Source organism: Yoonia sp. D2-7, assembly GCF_055809435.1.
Genome location: NZ_CM147912.1, coordinates 3,168,865 through 3,186,883 on the forward strand (window position 1 = coordinate 3,168,865; position 18,019 = coordinate 3,186,883).

The 18,019-nt window shown below is 55.8% G+C and carries 21 protein-coding genes; 14 read left to right on the forward strand and 7 right to left on the reverse strand.

Annotation, left to right across the window (positions count from 1 at the left end; translation table 11 throughout):
• Positions 1–57 precede the first annotated feature (57 nt).
• Positions 58–750 (reverse strand): rhomboid family intramembrane serine protease, encoded by a 693-nt coding sequence (locus AC0L7R_RS15640; protein ID WP_247127485.1) that lies wholly within the window; start codon positions 748–750, stop codon positions 58–60.
• A 91-nt stretch (positions 751–841) separates the two neighbouring features.
• Here AC0L7R_RS15640 and trpS point away from each other — a divergent pair, with 91 nt between their 5' ends.
• Positions 842–1,864: a tryptophan--tRNA ligase gene (gene trpS, locus AC0L7R_RS15645; protein WP_247127486.1), complete on the forward strand. Its 1,023-nt coding sequence runs from the start codon at positions 842–844 to the stop codon at positions 1,862–1,864.
• A 64-nt stretch (positions 1,865–1,928) separates the two neighbouring features.
• On the opposite strand, the gene AC0L7R_RS15650 is transcribed toward trpS, so the two are convergent.
• On the reverse strand, positions 1,929–2,744 hold the full coding sequence (locus AC0L7R_RS15650) for a PRC-barrel domain-containing protein (RefSeq protein WP_473657793.1): 816 nt from the start codon (positions 2,742–2,744) through the stop codon (positions 1,929–1,931).
• Between the two features lie 265 nt (positions 2,745–3,009).
• Here AC0L7R_RS15650 and AC0L7R_RS15655 point away from each other — a divergent pair, with 265 nt between their 5' ends.
• Complete coding sequence (locus AC0L7R_RS15655) at positions 3,010–3,729, forward strand: SGNH/GDSL hydrolase family protein (RefSeq protein ID WP_473657795.1); 720 nt, start codon at positions 3,010–3,012, stop codon at positions 3,727–3,729.
• Between the two features lie 17 nt (positions 3,730–3,746).
• Here the strand turns inward: AC0L7R_RS15655 and AC0L7R_RS15660 are convergent, their stop codons facing one another.
• A complete protein-coding gene (locus tag AC0L7R_RS15660; protein WP_247127489.1) occupies positions 3,747–4,202 on the reverse strand; it encodes a universal stress protein in 456 nt (151 codons plus the stop codon).
• Positions 4,203–4,266: 64 nt separating this feature from the next.
• Positions 4,267–5,124, reverse strand: coding sequence for a branched-chain amino acid aminotransferase (locus tag AC0L7R_RS15665; RefSeq protein WP_473657796.1), 858 nt, complete (start codon positions 5,122–5,124; stop codon positions 4,267–4,269).
• Between the two features lie 312 nt (positions 5,125–5,436).
• Between AC0L7R_RS15665 and AC0L7R_RS15670 the strand changes: the two genes are divergently transcribed.
• From AC0L7R_RS15670 to AC0L7R_RS15725, 12 genes are all read left to right on the forward strand, one after another.
• Entirely contained in the window at positions 5,437–6,000 is a 564-nt protein-coding gene (locus AC0L7R_RS15670; protein WP_247127491.1) for a NifU family protein, read from the forward strand.
• Positions 6,001–6,003: 3 nt separating this feature from the next.
• Positions 6,004–6,285, forward strand: coding sequence for a DUF6958 family protein (locus AC0L7R_RS15675; protein ID WP_473657797.1), 282 nt, complete (start codon positions 6,004–6,006; stop codon positions 6,283–6,285).
• Positions 6,282–6,866 carry a tRNA (adenosine(37)-N6)-threonylcarbamoyltransferase complex dimerization subunit type 1 TsaB gene (tsaB, locus tag AC0L7R_RS15680; RefSeq protein WP_473657799.1) on the forward strand — a complete coding sequence of 195 codons (585 nt, stop codon included), beginning with the start codon at positions 6,282–6,284 and terminating at the stop codon, positions 6,864–6,866. Before AC0L7R_RS15675 ends, tsaB begins: the two co-directional genes overlap by 4 nt.
• Positions 6,863–7,309 carry a GNAT family N-acetyltransferase gene (locus AC0L7R_RS15685; RefSeq protein ID WP_473657800.1) on the forward strand — a complete coding sequence of 149 codons (447 nt, stop codon included), beginning with the start codon at positions 6,863–6,865 and terminating at the stop codon, positions 7,307–7,309. The genes tsaB and AC0L7R_RS15685 overlap by 4 nt, the downstream gene beginning before the upstream one ends.
• 155 nt (positions 7,310–7,464) lie before the next feature.
• Complete coding sequence (locus AC0L7R_RS15690) at positions 7,465–8,460, forward strand: BMP family ABC transporter substrate-binding protein (RefSeq protein WP_473657801.1); 996 nt, start codon at positions 7,465–7,467, stop codon at positions 8,458–8,460.
• Positions 8,461–8,537: 77 nt separating this feature from the next.
• Positions 8,538–8,891, forward strand: coding sequence for a molecular chaperone GroEL (locus AC0L7R_RS15695; protein WP_247127496.1), 354 nt, complete (start codon positions 8,538–8,540; stop codon positions 8,889–8,891).
• Positions 8,888–10,426, forward strand: a complete 1,539-nt coding sequence (locus AC0L7R_RS15700) for an ABC transporter ATP-binding protein (RefSeq protein WP_473657803.1) — start codon at positions 8,888–8,890, stop codon at positions 10,424–10,426. The genes AC0L7R_RS15695 and AC0L7R_RS15700 overlap by 4 nt, the downstream gene beginning before the upstream one ends.
• A complete protein-coding gene (locus tag AC0L7R_RS15705) occupies positions 10,426–11,526 on the forward strand; it encodes an ABC transporter permease (RefSeq protein ID WP_348107844.1) in 1,101 nt (366 codons plus the stop codon). The genes AC0L7R_RS15700 and AC0L7R_RS15705 overlap by 1 nt, the downstream gene beginning before the upstream one ends.
• Positions 11,527–11,529: 3 nt before the next feature.
• Entirely contained in the window at positions 11,530–12,498 is a 969-nt protein-coding gene (locus tag AC0L7R_RS15710; protein WP_247127499.1) for an ABC transporter permease, read from the forward strand.
• Complete coding sequence (locus AC0L7R_RS15715; RefSeq protein ID WP_473657804.1) at positions 12,482–13,291, forward strand: purine-nucleoside phosphorylase; 810 nt, start codon at positions 12,482–12,484, stop codon at positions 13,289–13,291. Before AC0L7R_RS15710 ends, AC0L7R_RS15715 begins: the two co-directional genes overlap by 17 nt.
• Before the next feature lie 127 nt (positions 13,292–13,418).
• Positions 13,419–14,333, forward strand: a complete 915-nt coding sequence (locus AC0L7R_RS15720; RefSeq protein WP_473657805.1) for a sulfite exporter TauE/SafE family protein — start codon at positions 13,419–13,421, stop codon at positions 14,331–14,333.
• Between the two features lie 2 nt (positions 14,334–14,335).
• The gene (locus AC0L7R_RS15725; protein WP_473660443.1) at positions 14,336–15,085 is read left to right on the forward strand and encodes a TIGR02186 family protein; all 750 of its coding nucleotides are present in this window, start codon (positions 14,336–14,338) and stop codon (positions 15,083–15,085) included.
• A 3-nt stretch (positions 15,086–15,088) separates the two neighbouring features.
• Here the strand turns inward: AC0L7R_RS15725 and AC0L7R_RS15730 are convergent, their stop codons facing one another.
• Genes AC0L7R_RS15730 through AC0L7R_RS15740 form a run of 3 tightly spaced genes read right to left on the reverse strand, consistent with a single transcriptional unit; the run spans position 15,089 to position 18,006 of the window.
• Positions 15,089–15,805, reverse strand: a complete 717-nt coding sequence (locus AC0L7R_RS15730) for an SDR family NAD(P)-dependent oxidoreductase (protein WP_473657806.1) — start codon at positions 15,803–15,805, stop codon at positions 15,089–15,091.
• Entirely contained in the window at positions 15,802–17,334 is a 1,533-nt protein-coding gene (locus AC0L7R_RS15735) for an ATP-dependent DNA helicase (RefSeq protein ID WP_348107848.1), read from the reverse strand. Before AC0L7R_RS15735 ends, AC0L7R_RS15730 begins: the two co-directional genes overlap by 4 nt.
• 39 nt (positions 17,335–17,373) lie before the next feature.
• Entirely contained in the window at positions 17,374–18,006 is a 633-nt protein-coding gene (locus AC0L7R_RS15740; protein WP_473657807.1) for an acyl-homoserine-lactone synthase, read from the reverse strand.
• Between the last annotated feature and the right edge of the window lie 13 nt (positions 18,007–18,019).

Here is an 18,019-nt window from a genome sequence, read left to right on the forward strand (position 1 = left end):
CGTTTTCCCCATTTCGTCTGGTGTTATTTAGCTGGCCTGCACGGCCCTGACCAGAGCTTATCCCCGCTGGCGCAGACGTGCGACCAACGCGCCCCAACCGCCCGGTACAAGGATGGTCGCGACGGCAAAGCCAAAGACGAAGCCGGCGAGTTCCGCGATCCACGACTGCCCGCCGCCAAACAACAGACCAAAGACCAATTGCAGCCCCAAAAGGAAGCCGATCAAACGGAAGGCCGTCAGTTGGTTCTGGCCCGTTTGGCCAAGGCGAAGCCACAAGATGTACGTGTATGATCCGATCAGCGCGAAGATCGCAGGATATGCCCCGAACAGCGGACTGGAATCGCGGGCGAGCAGGCAGAATATGACTGCCCCGAAGATCGATCCGCCAAAGAAGACGACCAGCGTTTTGATTGATCCGAACGCGTCCCCAACGAATTTGCCCAGCGCAAGCAAAAGCGCGATCGCAAACAACGCGTGGGTAAAGTCACCATGAACGAAGGGATAGGTCACAAAGCGCTGCACCAGATCGCGGCCGTAATCGCCACGGGTCGTGATCACTTCGAGCACGAGTGGCGAAATGCCGTAGTCCTGCAACGCGCCGATCCGCCAGCCGATGCCCGTAGGCCCACCGATGATGCCAGCAGCCGCAAGCGACAACGCCCCTTCGACGACAACCATGATCAAGGCCAGCACGATAATCGCTGGCGGTAACGGGTTCACGGGCGGTTCAAAATCCGGATCGCTATGCATGGTCGTCGTTCCCCAAGGCCTGTTGAAAGTCGTGTATCTGTCTGGCATGGGTATGCGACCTCATTTCAGATGGCCAGAGTGGACCCGTCACATGACACAAACACAATTCACACCCCGCGTTTTTTCGGGAATTAAACCGTCCGGCGGCCTTACGCTGGGCAATTACCTTGGCGCGATCAAACGGTTCGTGGGTATGCAAGGCGATATGCAGACGATTTACTGCGTTGTGGACATGCATGCGATTACCGTCTGGCAAGACCCTGCAGAGCTGGCAAATGCCACACGTGAAGTCGCGGCTGGTTATCTGGCGTCCGGTCTTGATCCGGCGCAATCGATCCTGTTCAATCAGTCAGCTGTGGCCGCCCACGCTGAATTAGGCTGGATTTTCAATTGCGTGGCCCGCGTCGGCTGGATGAACCGGATGACACAGTTCAAGGACAAGGCGGGTGCGAACGCTGAGAAGGTTTCGCTTGGCCTGTACGCATACCCTGCCCTGATGGCCGCCGATATTCTGTTGTATCACGCCACACATGTGCCGGTTGGTGAAGACCAGAAGCAGCATGTAGAATTGACACGCGATATTGCGAAGAAGTTTAACCACGACTTCAAAAACGACTTCTTCCCTGAGACAACCCCAGTGATCGAAGGCCCAGCCACACGGATCATGAACCTGCGCGATGGTACCAAGAAGATGTCGAAGTCCGGTGAATCGGACATGGAACGCATCAACATGACGGATGGCGCGGACCTGATCGCGAAGAAGTTCAAGAAAGCACGGACCGATCCTGATGCTTTGCCAGACACAATGGACGGTCTGAAAGACCGGCCCGAGGCAAAGAACCTCGTCGAGATTTACGCCGCTTTGGATGACCGTAGCGCCGATGATGTGATCACCGAATATGCAGGCGCCGGTTGGGGTAAATTCAAACCTGCGCTGGCGGATCTGGCTGTTGAAAAACTCAGCCCGATTTCCGGCGAAATGGCCCGTCTGATGGATGATCCAGCAGAGATCGACCGGATTTTGGCGGATGGCGCTGTAAAGGCGCGCGAAATCGCAGAGCCTATTTTACAGCAAACCTATGACATCGTCGGGCTGTTGCGGCCACAGCGCTAAGCTGGACACAAAAAACGGGGTGGGAGTTTCCCCCCACCCCGATCAGTTCACAATTCAGAAGGCATTACCCGTCGTATTCTGGCTGTGCTTCCAGCGCTTCTTGGGTGCTGTCGATATAGACGCGGAAGTCGTCACCGTCGTCAGAACGCGTGATGTTCAGCTCTTCCAGCGTCACCGCAACTGGGCGTTCGCCCATGCCAAGGAAACCACCAACGTCGATCACCGCGCGGCCAATCGTGCCGTCGTCGTTCAGGATCAGTTCGCTGATTTCACCCACATCTTCGTCGTTCAAGCCGTAAACGCGTGCACCTGTCAGGTCTTCCGTGGTCAGATCTTCGTTGCTAACGCGTGTGTACCCGTCACGTTCGATGTCCGGTGCCATCAGCATCGGACGGTCTGCGTCGTCCGTCATTGCGGCTTGGTCATCCGTCATTGTATCTTCATCGGCATCGCTACCGATGTAGGCTGGCGCGTCTTCGATTCCCGCAACGCTGGACTGTACGACAACAAAGTATTCATCGGCTTCTTCACCGTCACTGATAAACTTCAGCTCATCCATGCTGATTGAGACGTCTTTTTCGCCAATGCCGATAAAGCCACCGACGCCAACGATCACGTTTTGAACGTCACCAGCGCGGGACAGTACGATTTCATTGATCTCGCCAATGTCGTCCCATTCTTTTTCGCCGTCTGCTTCGACGGTCATTTCGGCGTTCACCTCGTTTTCGGATGCGTAAACACGTGCACCGATCAGATCAGAGGCATTGAGGTTGATAGCGGAGTCGAACTCCATGTCAGAAAACACGGCTGTCTGTCCGTCGGCGTATGCAGTCGTTCCAAGTACAAGTGCTGCGGCGGTCGTTGTAAGAAAGCGTTTCATCGTATTCTCCTCAGTAGTTATCCGCTGAATTCGTCAGCGGTTACGGCTAAGCAACGACAAGCCCGGCAGATCGTTCCAAGAAAATTTCATGATTTTTCGCGGAACCCAGAAACGCAAAATTTCCGTTTTCTCTGGCACCCTTAGTATATCGTGAACCCCATTTTCCGGCGCAATTGGCCCCGCATTTGCGCAGCTTTTCGGGAACCCAATCGCCGTTCTGAAGTTGCTCTTGCGAACCTACGAAACACTGCCTTGGAGAGAGAAGATGCTTGATGTCGTTGCCCGCTGTGCGCTGTCGCCTTACCTTGCTTGGCAGGCGTACAACGTCAGGAAATCCGCGCTGAAATTGCCGGATGCGTCGGGTGAACGGTCAGGCAAACGCGGCACTGGCCCTGATCTGCGGCTTTTAATTGTCGGTGACAGTTCAGCTGCGGGTGTCGGCGCCTCCCATCAGGAAGAAGCGTTATTGGGTCATATGCTGCGCCGATTAACGCAGACCAACACGGTAACATGGGCCGTGAACGCAAAGACAGGATCAACCACACCGGAAACGATGGACCGCGTGCGCGACATGCCTTCCGGGAAATACGATCTAATTTCGGTGTCATTGGGCGTGAACGACATCACAAGCCTCACCCCCGTTCATATTTGGATACGACGCTACGCAGAACTGTTGGCCCTGCTGGAAGAAAAGTTCGCGCCCGACGTGTTGTGCATCAATGGCATCCCAAAAATGCAGTACTTTCCGCTATTGCCGCAGCCGCTGCGCTGGATCGTTGGCGCCCAAGCCGCCCGTTATGATCGTGCGCTGCGCAAGATGGTGCAGCATCGTAGCAACTGTCGTTATGTAGAATTGGATTTTGAACCGGAGCCAAGCCTGATGAGCCCTGACGGCTACCACCCCGGTCCAAAGATTTACGCCGAATGGGGGCGCAAAGTGTACCGTTCGATCAGGAATGATGTGCGTCAGATGACGATCAACTGAGCTTCATCGCAGACGGCTTATGTGATGGCTTCCAGACGTTCTTTTGACATCTCGCCCGGGACGATCGTTAGCGGAACGGGCAAATCGCCCGCTTGGCGCGATAGCGACGTCACCAACGGACCCGGACCCTTTTTGTCCGCCCCCGCGCCAAGAACCAACACACCGACTTCCGAATCTTCGTTAATATAATCCAGCAATTCGTTGATCGGTTCACCTTCGCGGATGACCAATTCGGGGTCTACGTTTTGTTTGTCACGCATCCATTTGGCGAAGACTTCGAAATGGACTTCGATCCGTTCGCGTGCTTCGGCCCGCATGATTTCACCAACCCCGATCCAGTGGTTGAATTCATCAGGTGGAATGATTGACAGGACAGTAACGCCGCCGCCGGTATTTGCGGCCCGCATCGCTGCAAACCGCATTGCATTCAGACATTCACGGCTGTCGTCGAGCACCACTAAGAATTTCCGCATTGATGCCTCCCTCATGCGCCTTTGGTCAGAGTGTGCCGTAACCAAACCGCGCTGGCAATCGGTATCAGGCGGTTGCCGCCCAGTCCCAATACATATCTCTGACTTGTCGTGTGATCGGCCCTTGCTGGTATTGGACGTCATCAAAGGTGGTGACGGGGGTGACTTTGGACATATTGCCCGAGATGAAAACTTCGTCTGCAGCGCGGAAATCGTCGAAAGTCAGGATCGTTTCATACACTTCCATGCCCGCATCCCGCATATTAGACAGGTGTCGCGCCCGCGTAATGCCAGCTAGGAACGTTCCGTTGGGAATCGGCGTAAACGTGACCCCGTCGCGCACCATAAAGATGTTTGCCGTTGCTGTTTCTGCGACATTGCCCATGGCGTCCGCGACCAGCGCGTTTCCGAACCCTTTTGCCCGCGCTTCCATCAACATACGTGCGTTGTTGGGGTAAAGGCAGCCCGCTTTGGCGTTAACCACCGCGTTTTCCATAACCGGTCTGCGGAAGCGGGTGGTCGTGAGTGTCGTTGTGGCATTTGCGTGAAAGGGGATTTCTTCGAGGCAGATTGCGAAACCTGTCGCCCCTGGCGCTGGTGCAACGGCTGTCGGCCCACCATCCAGCGCCCAATACATTGGCCGGATATAGACCGCGGCGTCGGGCGCGAACATTTTCAGCCCTTCGCGCACGATTTGCACCATGTCGTCCGCTTGGACAGTTGGTGTGATCAATAGCGCCTCTGCTGATCGGTTCACCCGTGCGCAATGTGGTTCTAAATCCGGCGTTAACCCATTCACCAGCCGCGCCCCGTCGAACACAGTCGTCCCAAGCCACGACCCGTGGTCCGCCGCCCGCATGATCGGCACATCGCCATCATGCCATTGGCCTTCGAAGTAGGTTTTGATGTTGGTTCCGGTCGCCATGTTCTGCCCCTGTTTGTGCCAAAGCAGAGCGTAGGATGCAGATTGCGGTCGGTAAAGCCGAGACTTGTCACCGATACAAACGCGCCCGGCGGGGGAGCGCCGGGCGCAAATGGTCTGCTGCGATGTTTGTTGGGACGGGGTCGCAGCGGCCGACTATGGGGTATCGGTTGGATTAAGTGTCGCTGATTCTCATGACGGTTCTGTGAAACAGCCGGAATTGCCGCCGTCCTACCAACTTAGAATGATTCCAAACCCTTGACACATTGGCGGGTCGGGCGCATATCTGTGGTCCAACCGAAGGGACCGCACCTCATGTTTATTCAAACCGAATCCACACCGAACCCAGCCACGCTGAAGTTCTTGCCGGGTCAGTCCGTTCTCGAAGTTGGCACCGCTGATTTCCCAACACCCGAAGCCGGTGAAGCATCGCCGTTGGCCAAGCGCATTTTTGCGACTGGTGGCGTGACGGGTGTTTTCTTTGGTATGGACTTCGTGACTGTCACGAAAGCCGATGACGTTGAATGGGACCACATCAAACCCGGCATTCTGGGCGCGATCATGGAACATTACCAGTCTGGCGCATCTGTGATGGGGGCCGATCATCAGGTCACGTCCGGCCACGCCGAGCACACTGGTGAAGACGGTGAAATCGTTGGTCAGATCAAGGAATTGCTTGATACGCGCGTGCGCCCTGCTGTGGCCCAAGATGGTGGCGACATCACATTCCACGGTTTTGAACGCGGGATCGTGTACCTTCACATGCAAGGCGCCTGTGCCGGTTGCCCGTCATCCACACTGACGTTGAAGATGGGGATCGAGAACCTGTTGCGTCACTATATTCCTGAAGTCATCGAAGTTCGTCCAGTCGCGGCCTAAGCCATGACAAAGATCGCCGTCGAAAACGTCAATGTCCCCGGTCAAGTGACCAATGTGGATGCGGCCAAGTACACGGCGATGAAAGACGCAATGATGCGGGTGATGTCCAGCGATCCGATGACAGCCGCCCAAATTAAAGACGCGGCTAAGGCCCATTTACCAGACGATTTGTTTCCCGCCGGGGCCACATCTGGCTGGTGGGTGAAATGCGTGCAGCTTGATTTGGAAGCGAAATCTGTGCTGACGCGTCATGCCACCAAACCTTTGACGTGGTCGATCACATGACAACGCGGGTTCTGGCGTTTGATACGGCCAGTGCACATTGTGCTGCCTGCCTGATCGATGGTGACACAGTGGTTGTGCGTGTTGATCCGATGGCCAAAGGCCAAGCCGAACATCTGATGCCAATGCTCGAACAGGTTTTGTCGGAAAACGGGCTGACTTGGCAGGATCTCGACGCGATTGGTGTGGGCACTGGTCCGGGCAATTTTACGGGTATCCGGATTTCTGTATCTGCTGCGCGTGGATTGGCTTTGGGGCTTGGTATTCCTGCTGTGGGTGTGACCCATCTTGAGGCACAGGTGCATGGATTGCCCCGCCCCGTGGTCGCGCAAGTCAGCGCACCGCGTGATCAAGTTTACGTCCAAACCTTTGCCGATCTAATCAGCACGGCAGTTCTGGTCCCTGCAACGTCAGATATCGCGCAGGCCGCCTCGCCTATTGTGGCACCCGAGGCCATGATCAAGAACATCGCGTTGATTGCCCGCGACCGCGTACCAGACACAACCGATCGCCCCGCACCTTATTATGTCCGTGCCGCAGACGCGGCCCCGCCGCGCGACGCAGCCCCTGTTCTATTGCCATGACGCCCGGTGACCTGGCGCGTGTGCATGCAGCGGCCTTTACCCAAAGCCGCCCATGGACCGCGAAAGAGTTCGCGAGCCTGCTTGATTCCACGGGAGTGATTCTGCTGGGTGACGTGCGGTCATTTTTGCTAGGGCGGTTGATCGCCGGCGAAGCAGAGGTTCTGACCATCGCAACAGACCCTGATTTTCACCGCCAAGGCCACGCCCAGCGCAACCTTGCCACATTTTTGGACGACCTGCGCAGACAACAGGCGACGTCGGTCTTTCTAGAAGTCGCCGAAGACAATATTGCAGCTAAGACACTGTATGAAAACAATAGTTTCGAAAACGTCGGGATGCGCCCAAAATACTACGCCCGCCCCGATGGACATGCCGTTGCAGCATTGGTACTGCGCCGCACGCTGATTGGTGATCATTCCGCAAATGGTCTGATTAAAAATTGACCGGTTGGTCAAAAAAACATCCCTCGAATTGAAAAACCGGTTGACCCTAGCGGGCTGGCAATGCCTTATCGTGCGATAAACCAGCACAGACTGGTTTGACTTTTGGGGGAAAGTCGTTGGCCTTCCCTCCTCACAACGACTTGGGAGACACCATTATGACCCTTACAACGAAATTCTTGGGTGCTACGGCCGCTTTGGCACTGTCCGCTGGCGCAGTTTCTGCTGACCCAGCTGTTCTGTTCGATCTTGGCGGCAAGTTCGACAAATCCTTCAACGAATCTGCTTACAACGGCGCACAGCGCTGGGCCGAAGAAACCGGCGGTTCATACGCCGAAGTTGAAATTCAGTCCGACGCACAGCGCGAACAAGCGATCCGTCGTTTCGCTGAAACTGGCGCAAACCCAATCGTTATGGCTGGTTTCGCATGGGCATCCGCCCTTGGTGAAGTTGCTGGCGACTACCCAGACACCAAATTCCAAATCATCGATATGGTTGTAGACGCGCCAAACGTCCGTTCCATCGTGTTCGCTGAAGAGCAGGGTTCATACCTTGTTGGTATGCTGGCTGCGATGGCGTCCGAGACTGACACTGTTGGTTTCATCGGCGGCATGGACATCCCGTTGATCCGTAACTTCGCATGTGGCTACGCACAGGGCGTAAAAGCGGTTAACGCTGACGCGACTGTTGTTGCGAACATGACAGGTACAACACCTGCAGCATGGAATGACCCGGTTAAGGGTTCCGAGCTGACAAAAGCGCAAATCTCTCAGGGTGCTGACGTCGTTTACGCAGCCGCTGGCGGTACTGGCGTTGGTGTTCTGCAAACAGCTGCAGACGAAAACATCCTGTCCATCGGTGTTGATGCGAACCAGAACTACCTGCACTCCGGTCAGGTTCTGACATCCATGCTGAAGCGCGTTGATAACGCGGTTTATGACGCGATGACCGCTGGTACTGATCTTGAGCCAGGTTTCAACGTAATGGACTTGTCCAACGGTGGCGTTGGCTACGCAGTTGACGAGCATAACGAAGCGCTCATCACAGCAGAAATGACTGCAGCACTTGACGCGGCACAAGCTGCGATCGTGGCCGGCGAAATTTCTGTCCACAACTATAACTCTGACGAGACGTGCCCTGCGCTTGACTTCTAAGTCAGCCAAATAGGCCAAACGATTAGGGCCGCACCGTTTGATTATGGTGCGGCCCATCTCATTTCAGGAATATGCCGATGATCCCCCAAATAGATGCCTTTTTCACCGCATGGTCGATTGCCGACGATGCAACCAGAGACGCGCAGGTCGCGGATTCTCTTTCGGATGAAATTGTCTATGCGGACCCGCGCACGGCTGACCCTTTGACGACAGTAGCTGCCGTTCAGGCCTATGTCGGACAGTTTTCCAAGATGGCTCCGGGCATGCCTGTTGCCGTCATCAACACATCAACAACCCTGACTTACGCCCGTGCGACGGTCCAATTTGGTGAGGGCGATCAGTCCCAATTGGGTCAGTACACAGTTGATCTGGCCCCCGACGGCAAGATCACACGCATGGTAGGATTTGTAGGGATGGGGGCACCCGCATGACAAACGTAGCACCAGCCATTGAGCTGAAAGGCATTTCCAAGGCCTTTGGTCCCGTTCAAGCGAACAAAGACATTTCGATCAGCGTGATGCCCGGCACGGTCCACGGCATCATTGGCGAAAACGGCGCAGGGAAATCGACGCTGATGTCGATCCTGTTCGGGTTTTACAAAGCAGACGCTGGCGAGATTTTCATCAGCGGTACAAAAACCGCAATCCCTGACAGCCAAGCCGCGATTGCCGCTGGTATCGGGATGGTGTTCCAGCACTTTAAACTGGTCGAGAATTTCACGGTTCTAGAGAACGTGATTTTGGGTGCCGAGGATTCCGGACTGCTGAAACCGTCCCTGAACCGCGCCCGCAAAGAGCTGAAAGACCTCGCTGACGAATACGGTCTGAACGTCGAAGTAGACGCGTTGATCCAAGATATTGGCGTGGGCATGCAGCAGCGTGTCGAAATCCTGAAGGCCCTGTACCGCAAGGCAGACATCCTGATTTTGGACGAACCTACAGGCGTTTTGACCCCGGCTGAGGCCGATCAGTTGTTCCGTATTCTGGAGCGTCTGAAAGCCGAAGGTAAAACGATCATTCTGATCACGCACAAACTGCGCGAGATTATGGATACGACGGATACAGTGTCCGTGATGCGCCGTGGTGAAATGACCGCAACAGTGAAGACGTCTGAAACATCCCCGCAGGAACTGGCTGAATTGATGGTCGGCCGTAAGGTGTTGTTGCAGGTTGATAAGGTCCCTGCCCAACCGGGTGCAAATATCCTAGAGGTTAAGAACCTGAACGTGACCGACGATAAGGGCGTTCACCGCGTGAAAGACGTCAGTTTCAACGTCGCGGCGGGTGAAATCCTTGGGATCGCTGGTGTTGCAGGCAACGGTCAGTCCGAATTGCTTGAAGTGCTAGGCGGCTATGAAAAGGCTACTGGATCAATCACCGTGAACGGTGTCGAACTGGACCTGACAGGATCGAAATCTGACGGTCGGTCCCGCCGTGCACGTGGTATTGCCCACGTGCCAGAAGACCGCCAGCGCGAAGGTCTGATCATGGATTACGCCGCGTGGGAAAACACCGCGTTTGGCTATCATCACGACGAGAAATACCAGCGCTCTGGTCTGTTCATGGACAACAATGCGATCAAACAGGACACCATCGAAAAGATGGAACGGTTTGACGTGCGTCCACCTGATCCGAAACTGGCGGCCAAGAACTTCTCCGGCGGCAACCAACAGAAGATCGTTCTGGCCCGCGAGATTGAGCGCAATCCGGACCTGTTGCTGATCGGTCAACCCACGCGTGGTGTCGATATCGGCGCAATTGAATTTATTCACCAACAGATCGTTGCCCTGCGTGATCAGGGAAAGGCGATTTTGCTGGTGTCCGTAGAACTGGAAGAAATTCTGTCCCTGTCCGACCGCGTGGCCGTGATGTTTGACGGGATGATCATGGGCGAACGTTTGCCCGCTGAAACTGACGAAAAAGAACTGGGCCTGTTGATGGCCGGTATGACTGGGGATGTTGCGTAATGGATGTGATGCCAAAATGGGCCGAAGTGGTCCTTGTCCCGCTCATTTCATTGATTTTGGCCGCCTTTTTGTCGGCTTTGGTGATCCTCGCGATTGGTGAAAGCCCACTGGCTGCGCTGAAACTGATGATCGATGGCGCGTTGGGGTCGACTTATGGCTGGGGTTATACGTTGTATTACGCCACCAACTTTATGTTCACTGGTCTGGCCGTCGCCGTGGCGTTTCATGCCCGCATGTTCAACATTGGTGGTGAAGGTCAGGCTGTTCTGGGTGGCTTGGGCGTAGCACTTGTCTGCCTCTATATCCCGTGGCCACATTGGTCGATTGCACTGGTGGGTGCCAGCCTTGGTGCAGCCCTGTTTGGCGCCGCTTGGGCCGCGATCCCTGCGTTCTTGCAGGCGAAGCGCGGTAGCCACATCGTGATTACAACGATCATGTTCAACTTCATCGCGGCTGCGTTGCTGAACTACCTGTTGATTGGCGCGTTGAAGGTGAAAGGGTCGATGGAACCTGCAACGGCGAAGTTCGCCGAAAGCGCCCATCTGCCGTCATTCCAAGACATGTTCAGCTTTGGCGAAACAACCCTATTCCGTGGTGCGCCTGCGAACGTTTCATTCTTTGTCGCTGTTGCTGCGTGTTTCGCTGTCTGGGCGCTGATTTGGAAAACCCGTTTGGGTTATGAAATTCGTGCGTTTGGTCATTCAGAAAGTGCTGCGAAATACGCAGGGATCAGCCCGACGAAAATCATCATGGTTTCAATGATGATTTCCGGTGGTCTGGCTGGCATGATGGCGATCAACAACGTGATGGGTGAGGCCGAACGCCTTGTTCTGAATGCTGTCGAAGGTGCCGGTTTCATCGGGATCGCTGTGGCGTTGATGGGCCGGTCCCATCCGTTTGGCGTGTTCCTTGCTGCGATCCTGTTCGGGTTCTTGTACCAAGGCGGCGCAGAACTGGCTCTGTGGACATCGATCCCACGCGAATTGATCGTTGTGATCCAAGCGCTTGTGATCCTGTTTACCGGTGCGCTGGACAATATGGTCCGCAGCCCGCTTGAGAAAATGTTCCTCGCCATGCGGCGCAATAAGGCGGAGGCATAAGCCATGGATCTGTTAACTCTTCTTCAAATCCTCGATTCGACGATGCGCCTGTCCACGCCTTTGTTGCTGGCCTGTCTTGCGGGTCTGTTTTCCGAACGTGCGGGTATCTTTGACATTGGCCTTGAAGGCAAAATGCTGGCCGCCGCGTTCCTGTCTGCTGCTGTCGCCTATGTCAGCGGGTCGGTCTGGGTCGGCTTGTTGGCTGGTATCGCCGCATCCTTGGTGCTGTCTGCGATCCACGGCCTTGCGTCGATTACATTCCGTGGGAACCAGTTGATTTCCGGCGTTGCGATTAACTTCCTTGCCGCTGGTCTGACCGTTGTTGTCGCCCAAAGCTGGTTCAAACAAGGTGGCCGGACACCACAATTGACGGACGGCGCACGGTTTGAACCGATCACACTGCCATTCGCGGACGCGTTGCGTGACGTGCCCGTGCTTGGCCCCATCTATTACGAACTGATCTCTGGCCACACTGTGTTGGTCTACATCGCCCTGCTTTGCGTCCCTGCCACGTGGTGGTTGCTGTATCGCACCCGTTTTGGTCTGCGTCTGCGCGCTGTGGGTGAAAACCCTGCGGCTGTGGACACGGCTGGTGTGTCGGTTGTTGGTCTGCGTTATGCAGCTGTTGCGATCTGTGGCGTGCTGTGCGGCATTGCGGGTGCTTATTTGGCGACCGCGCTGCAAGCTGGCTTTGTGAAGGACATGAGCGCTGGTCGCGGGTATATCGCGCTGGCTGCGTTGATCTTCGCGAAATGGCGTCCATGGTATGCGCTTTATGCGACGTTGCTGTTCGGCTTCTTGCAGGCGTTGGCGCTGCGTCCTGACCTCATCGAAAGCATCCTGTCGTTCAAGGTGAACGGTCAGCTGCTGGACGTGCTGCCTTACATCCTTACCGTGATCATCCTTGCCGGTTTTGTCGGCAAAGCGATCCCACCTCGCGCTGGCGGAGAACCTTATGTCAAAGAACGCTAAATCCGTCGCGGACGTGATCCGCGCAAAGGCGGGCGACGCCCCTGTCAGCGTTGGCCTGATCCTTGGGTCAGGTCTGGCGCATATCGCTGATGAAGTGGACGGGGTTGCGATCCCTTACGCGGAACTGGACGGGTTTCCGCATGCGGGCGTGTCTGGTCACAAGGCCAGCCTGACTGTGGGCGATCTGGACGGTGTCCGTGTCGCTGTTTTCGGCGGGCGGTCGCACTATTACGAAAGCGGTCGCGGCGATGCGATGCGTCATCCATTAGAGGTTCTGAAGGAATTGGGCGCTGACACCTTGGTCGCAACCAACGCGGCCGGTTCCATGCATCAGGAAATGCCGACAGGGTCGATCATGTCGTTGTCGGATCACATCAACTTTTCCGGCCTGAACCCGTTGATCGGTGAACCGACTGACGCGCGATTTGTCCCGATGAAAGACGCCTACGACCCAAGCATCCGTGCGGCCATGCGCCATGCGGCCGACGCTGAAGGTGTGGATATGCATAGCGGCGTCTATGCGTGGTATTCGGGTCCATCATTTGAGACCGTGGCGGAAATTAAAGCGATCAAGATGCTGGGTGCCGATGCTGTTGGGATGTCTACCGTACCTGAGGTGATCCTTGCGCGGTTCTTGGGACTAAAGGCCGCTGCAATTTCGTGCATCACGAACATGGCCGCTGGCATGTCCGATGAAAACATCAGCCACGAACACACAAAAGCGATGGCGCCGATTGGCGCTGCAAAACTTGAAAAAGTGTTGCGCCGCTGGCTGCATGACAAGGCCAATTAGGCTGCACGATTAGGTCCAATCCCCTGCCAATGCCGCGTTTGCACAAAAATGTGTCGCGGGGGGTTTGACTTAATCCACCTAGTCGGGTCATGTGAATGCAGCGGACTTAAACGCTCGGAACAGCCCAATGCAAATATACCTTCCTATCGCCGAGGTTTCGGTGAACGCCTTCCTATTACTTGGACTAGGCGGCATTGTGGGTATTTTGTCGGGAATGTTCGGCGTTGGCGGCGGGTTCTTGATGACCCCCTTGCTGTTTTTCATTGGCATTCCTCCTGCTGTGGCCGTCGCCACAGAGGCGAACCAAATCGTTGCCTCATCGTTTTCGGGGGTGCTTGCCCATTTCAAGCGAAAGACCGTGGACCTCAGGATGGGGACGGTGCTGCTGATCGGTGGTTTGATTGGCGCAGCACTTGGTATCGTGGTGTTCAACTACCTGCGATCGCTCGGACAAGTCGATTTGCTGGTGCAGCTTTGCTACGTGGTTTTCCTTGGCATGATCGGGTCGCTGATGTTTGTCGAAAGCCTACGGGCGATCCGCAAATCCGGCAAAGGTGCCCCGCCAACGCGTCGTAAACACACATGGATTCATAACCTGCCATTCAAGATGAAGTTCCGGGTATCCGGGCTTTATATCTCTGTTATTCCGCCGCTTTTGGTTGGGATCACCGTTGGTATTCTTGCCGCGATTATGGGTGTTGGCGGTGGTTTCATCATGGTTCCGGCGATGATTTATCTGCTTGGCATGCCGACCAAAGTGGTTGTCGGCACATCCCTGTTTCAGATCATTTTTGTGACCGCGTTCACGACAATGCTGCACGCTACAACCAACTATACGGTTGATGTTGTTCTGGCCGTATTGCTGTTGGTCGGCGGCGTTGTTGGCGCGCAGATCGGCACGCGGATCGGCGTAAAGATGAAAGCCGAACAATTGCGTATTCTGCTGGCTATCATGGTGCTGTTGGTCTGCGGCAAGCTGGCCTTTGATTTGCTCGTCCAACCGTCAGAACTGTATTCTATTGGCGGCGGGGGTGGTCACTGATGCTGATCCGCCTACTGTCCTTGCTTTGCCTGCTATCCATGCCTGCCAAAGCCGAAGAAATCGTTCTGGGCCTGAGCCGCGATGAAGTCGCGATTACCGCGAATTTCGACGGATCAGACATCCTGATCTTTGGCGCGATCAAACGCGATGCACCTGCACCATCTGACGAAAAACTGGGTGTCATTATCACCGTTGCAGGGCCCGACGGCCCGGTCACTGTGCGCCGCAAGGCACGCAGGCTTGGTATCTGGGTAAACACGGATTCTGTGAATGTTGCAGTTGCGCCATCGTTCTATGCGGTCGCCACGAACATGCCATTGGCCGACGTTTTGAACGCTGAGGTCGATAGCAAAGCCCGTATCAGCATTGCGAATGCAATCCGGACATACGGGCAGATGGATGGCAAAGAAGTTGATTTCGAGGATGCGTTGATCCGCATTCGGGAAGATCAGCGTCTTTACCAAACACTGCCGGACGCCGTACTCGTCGAAGACGAAACCCTTTTCCGCACCAATATTTCGATGCCTGCAAACCTGACAGAAGGCGACTACCGCGCCGAGATTTACCTGACCCGTGGTGGCGATATCGTCGATGTTTATGTGACGGATATTCCGGTGAAGAAGGTCGGGCTGGAACGTTGGTTGTATAATCTCGCGCATGACAACGCGCTTCTGTACGGCTTGATGTCGCTGGCGATTGCGATCGCTGCTGGTTGGGGTGCCTCTGCCGTGTTTTCCGTGTTCAAACGGTAAAAACTATCCCCGACCGATGTAGGGCATCTTCGTCGCCATCAGCGTTTGGAACTGCACGTTTGCCTCGGGCGGCAACATCGCCATGTGATAGATCGCTGTGGCCACATCTTCCACGGCCATGCTTGGTAACGGATCAAGCCCCTCAGCCGCCCGCTTTTCTTCAAGCTGCTGCACAAGGTCGGTCCGCGCATTGCCAATATCGATTTGCCCGCACGCAATGTCATAAGGCCGCCCATCAAGGCTCAGCGTTTTGGTGAGCCCCGTGACCCCGTGTTTTGTCGTCGTGTAGCAGATCGACCCTTCACGCGGGCTATGCGCTGAGATCGAGCCGTTGTTGATGATCCGACCACCTTGCGGCATTTGCTTGCGCATCTGCCGGAAAGCCGCGCGCGCGCACAGAAACATGCCAGTGAGGTTCACATCGACCACGGACTGCCAATCGGCGAGGCTGATCTCGTCGATCGAGGTTTGTTTGCCGAACATGCCCGCATTATTGAACAACACATCAACCTGCCCGAAGGCGTCAAAAGCGGCGTCAACATCCGCCTCTTTTGTGACGTCACAGGGCAGCGCGACGGCGCTGTCGTAGGCCGCAGCAAGATCTTCCAGCGGTTCTGCGCGACGCGCGATCATGCCAACACGCCAGCCTTCGTCGAGAAACTTTTCAGCGGTCGCTTTGCCGATACCGCTGCTTGCGCCCGTGATAATGATGCTTTTCATGGTTCTCCCCCGCCCGTCAGTTCCAATGGTGCCGCTGGTGCGCGTAAGTCGTCCACACGCAGTTCACCCGATGGCTTGGCAAGACGGTTACGCACCACCCAGCGCAACTGGTTCTCCGCCCGCGTAATTGCAACGTATGTCAGGCGTTTCCAAAGCGGTTGGCCCGCCTCGACCCGTCCCATGCGGGCGGCAATTTCGATGTCGGGTGCGAAGACTTGCACCGTGTCCCATTGCGACCCCTGCGCTTTGTGGATCGTGACAGCCGCGCCGTGCAGGAACGTCGCCCCCATGCGTGCCGCGAACGGGATAAACGGTTCTTCGTCGCCCTCCTGTTCGATTTTCACGATAGACGCCGCCGAAATTTGCGGCTCTTCCGCCCCCATCACGTGCAAGCGCGAAAAGCCGGGTTTACGACCTGGCCCAAGATAAACGACCTGCGCGCCTTTGATCAGCCCGCGTGCTTCGAGGTCCAGCCGCTTCTTGCGGTGCTTCATCGGCAGTTCGATACCGTCACAGATCAGCGGCTCGCCTTCCAGCAGTTCGTCGCTGGGCGCGCCATATGCGGCGCGAAACGCGTGGATCAACCGGATGCGGGTTTTGTTGGTCCAGACCAGCACGGGCGACCGCGCCATCAGATCGGATTCAACCCGTTGGGCCATGACAACCCGTTCGTCTTTTTGCGCGGCTTCCGCGACCATTTTTTCGAAATGATAGAAATCCAGCATCGGGTCGGCCAGCGCATGTGCCAGATCAAGGATCGGGTTGCCTGCCGTCTGTCGATGGACCCGTTCAAGGCTTTTGACCTTCTTTTCGGGGAGCGTTTCGAACACCATACCGCCGGAGGATTGCACCGGTGGCAACTGTGCGGGATCGCCGAACAAGACGAGCGTCGGGAAAATCTCTTGCAGGTCTTCGAATTGTTTGGCGTCCAGCATCGAACTTTCGTCGATGAACCCGATATCGAGCGGTTCTTCGCGACGTTTCCAACCCGTGATGAAATCCGATCCGCGCAATCCGGCGGCAGCAAGCGCTGCTGGCACCGATTTGTTTGCCTCAAACGACGCAAAGGCACGGTCTAATGCGACGTCTGTCAGACCTTCAATTTCGGGTTTTTCGCCCGATCCAGCCAGCCATTCGGCGACCTTTTCGTATTCTGGGTCATAGACCGGTGTGTAAAGAATACGGTGAATTGTTGTCGCAGGCACACCGCGATTGCGCAAAACGGACGCGGCTTTGTTGGTCGGCGCGAGAATTGCCAACGTTCTGCGATCTTTGCGCTTTTTGCCTTCCCAGTCGCCTGAAATGACATCAACACCTGCCTCTTCCAACGCTTTGTAGAGCTTGGCCAACAACAGCGTTTTACCCGACCCTGCCTTGCCGATCACAGCCATCACAGATGACTTATCGGATGCAGGCGGCATCAGCAGGCTATCGTCCAGATGCACCCCCGATTGACGAAGGGTCTGAGCAACGGCATCCCAGGCTTCGGCCTGATCTTCTGAGAAGGTGACTTGGGTCGGCATATTCATGCGCCGACCCTATATGGCACGCGGCAAAGGTGCCAGCGATCAAGCGGCTTTCGGAAGGATTACGGGACGCCCCATCGACCGATGGAACCAGTGTTCGGACACGCCCGACGACACTGCCGCGCGGCGCAACACATGCACCCGATCAATCGGCCTGTATTGCCACAGCCCGACGCTGATCTGGTCGCGCCCTACGCCGCTTGACCCCAAGACTTCGGGACTAGACCCGATCATGCGATAAATGCGGATCATACGCGCATCAAAGACACCAAGCAGGTGCGTCAAATGAAACGCGCGCATCAATTCGCCACCGCCAAGCATAAGTGCCGCTGCAACACGTGACGGCACGCCATCGCGCAAGCAATATCGCGTGCATTCCCAAATCAGCGGGTCGTCGATCACGCGATCCCCCAGCAGGTCGCTAAAGTGGTCATTTACCATCGTCTGGCCGGACGATGGAATAAACCGCATAGACCCGCCATGCGTCCCGTCGGGCATCACCCAAATCACATACAGGGTATCGTCACGGTCGTATTCGTCGATTTCCCAGCCACGGTCATCAACGGTAACTTCCCATCCAAGACGTCGCTTAAATTGGTCCGCACGATCGCGGTGCATTGACGCCTGTAATTTGGCGTCCAGACCGATGTCCCGTCCATAAATATATCGCAGCATCTGCCGCATCCTA

Excerpts from the sequence above, each read along its gene's own strand:
- AC0L7R_RS15655 (WP_473657795.1), top strand. The coding sequence starts at position 3,010 with ATGCTTGATGTCGTTGCCCGCTGTGCGCTGTCGCCTTACCTTGCTTGG.
- AC0L7R_RS15650 (WP_473657793.1), bottom strand. The coding sequence starts at position 2,744 with ATGAAACGCTTTCTTACAACGACCGCCGCAGCACTTGTACTTGGAACG.
- AC0L7R_RS15690 (WP_473657801.1), top strand. The coding sequence starts at position 7,465 with ATGACCCTTACAACGAAATTCTTGGGTGCTACGGCCGCTTTGGCACTG.
- AC0L7R_RS15640 (WP_247127485.1), bottom strand. The coding sequence starts at position 750 with ATGCATAGCGATCCGGATTTTGAACCGCCCGTGAACCCGTTACCGCCA.
- AC0L7R_RS15735 (WP_348107848.1), bottom strand. The coding sequence starts at position 17,334 with ATGAATATGCCGACCCAAGTCACCTTCTCAGAAGATCAGGCCGAAGCC.
- AC0L7R_RS15710 (WP_247127499.1), top strand. The coding sequence starts at position 11,530 with ATGGATCTGTTAACTCTTCTTCAAATCCTCGATTCGACGATGCGCCTG.
- AC0L7R_RS15740 (WP_473657807.1), bottom strand. The coding sequence starts at position 18,006 with ATGCTGCGATATATTTATGGACGGGACATCGGTCTGGACGCCAAATTA.
- trpS (WP_247127486.1), top strand. The coding sequence starts at position 842 with ATGACACAAACACAATTCACACCCCGCGTTTTTTCGGGAATTAAACCG.
- AC0L7R_RS15720 (WP_473657805.1), top strand. The coding sequence starts at position 13,419 with ATGCAAATATACCTTCCTATCGCCGAGGTTTCGGTGAACGCCTTCCTA.
- AC0L7R_RS15695 (WP_247127496.1), top strand. The coding sequence starts at position 8,538 with ATGATCCCCCAAATAGATGCCTTTTTCACCGCATGGTCGATTGCCGAC.
- AC0L7R_RS15730 (WP_473657806.1), bottom strand. The coding sequence starts at position 15,805 with ATGAAAAGCATCATTATCACGGGCGCAAGCAGCGGTATCGGCAAAGCG.
- AC0L7R_RS15705 (WP_348107844.1), top strand. The coding sequence starts at position 10,426 with ATGGATGTGATGCCAAAATGGGCCGAAGTGGTCCTTGTCCCGCTCATT.
- tsaB (WP_473657799.1), top strand. The coding sequence starts at position 6,282 with ATGACAACGCGGGTTCTGGCGTTTGATACGGCCAGTGCACATTGTGCT.
- AC0L7R_RS15715 (WP_473657804.1), top strand. The coding sequence starts at position 12,482 with ATGTCAAAGAACGCTAAATCCGTCGCGGACGTGATCCGCGCAAAGGCG.
- AC0L7R_RS15700 (WP_473657803.1), top strand. The coding sequence starts at position 8,888 with ATGACAAACGTAGCACCAGCCATTGAGCTGAAAGGCATTTCCAAGGCC.
- AC0L7R_RS15665 (WP_473657796.1), bottom strand. The coding sequence starts at position 5,124 with ATGGCGACCGGAACCAACATCAAAACCTACTTCGAAGGCCAATGGCAT.
- AC0L7R_RS15675 (WP_473657797.1), top strand. The coding sequence starts at position 6,004 with ATGACAAAGATCGCCGTCGAAAACGTCAATGTCCCCGGTCAAGTGACC.
- AC0L7R_RS15670 (WP_247127491.1), top strand. The coding sequence starts at position 5,437 with ATGTTTATTCAAACCGAATCCACACCGAACCCAGCCACGCTGAAGTTC.
- AC0L7R_RS15660 (WP_247127489.1), bottom strand. The coding sequence starts at position 4,202 with ATGCGGAAATTCTTAGTGGTGCTCGACGACAGCCGTGAATGTCTGAAT.
- AC0L7R_RS15685 (WP_473657800.1), top strand. The coding sequence starts at position 6,863 with ATGACGCCCGGTGACCTGGCGCGTGTGCATGCAGCGGCCTTTACCCAA.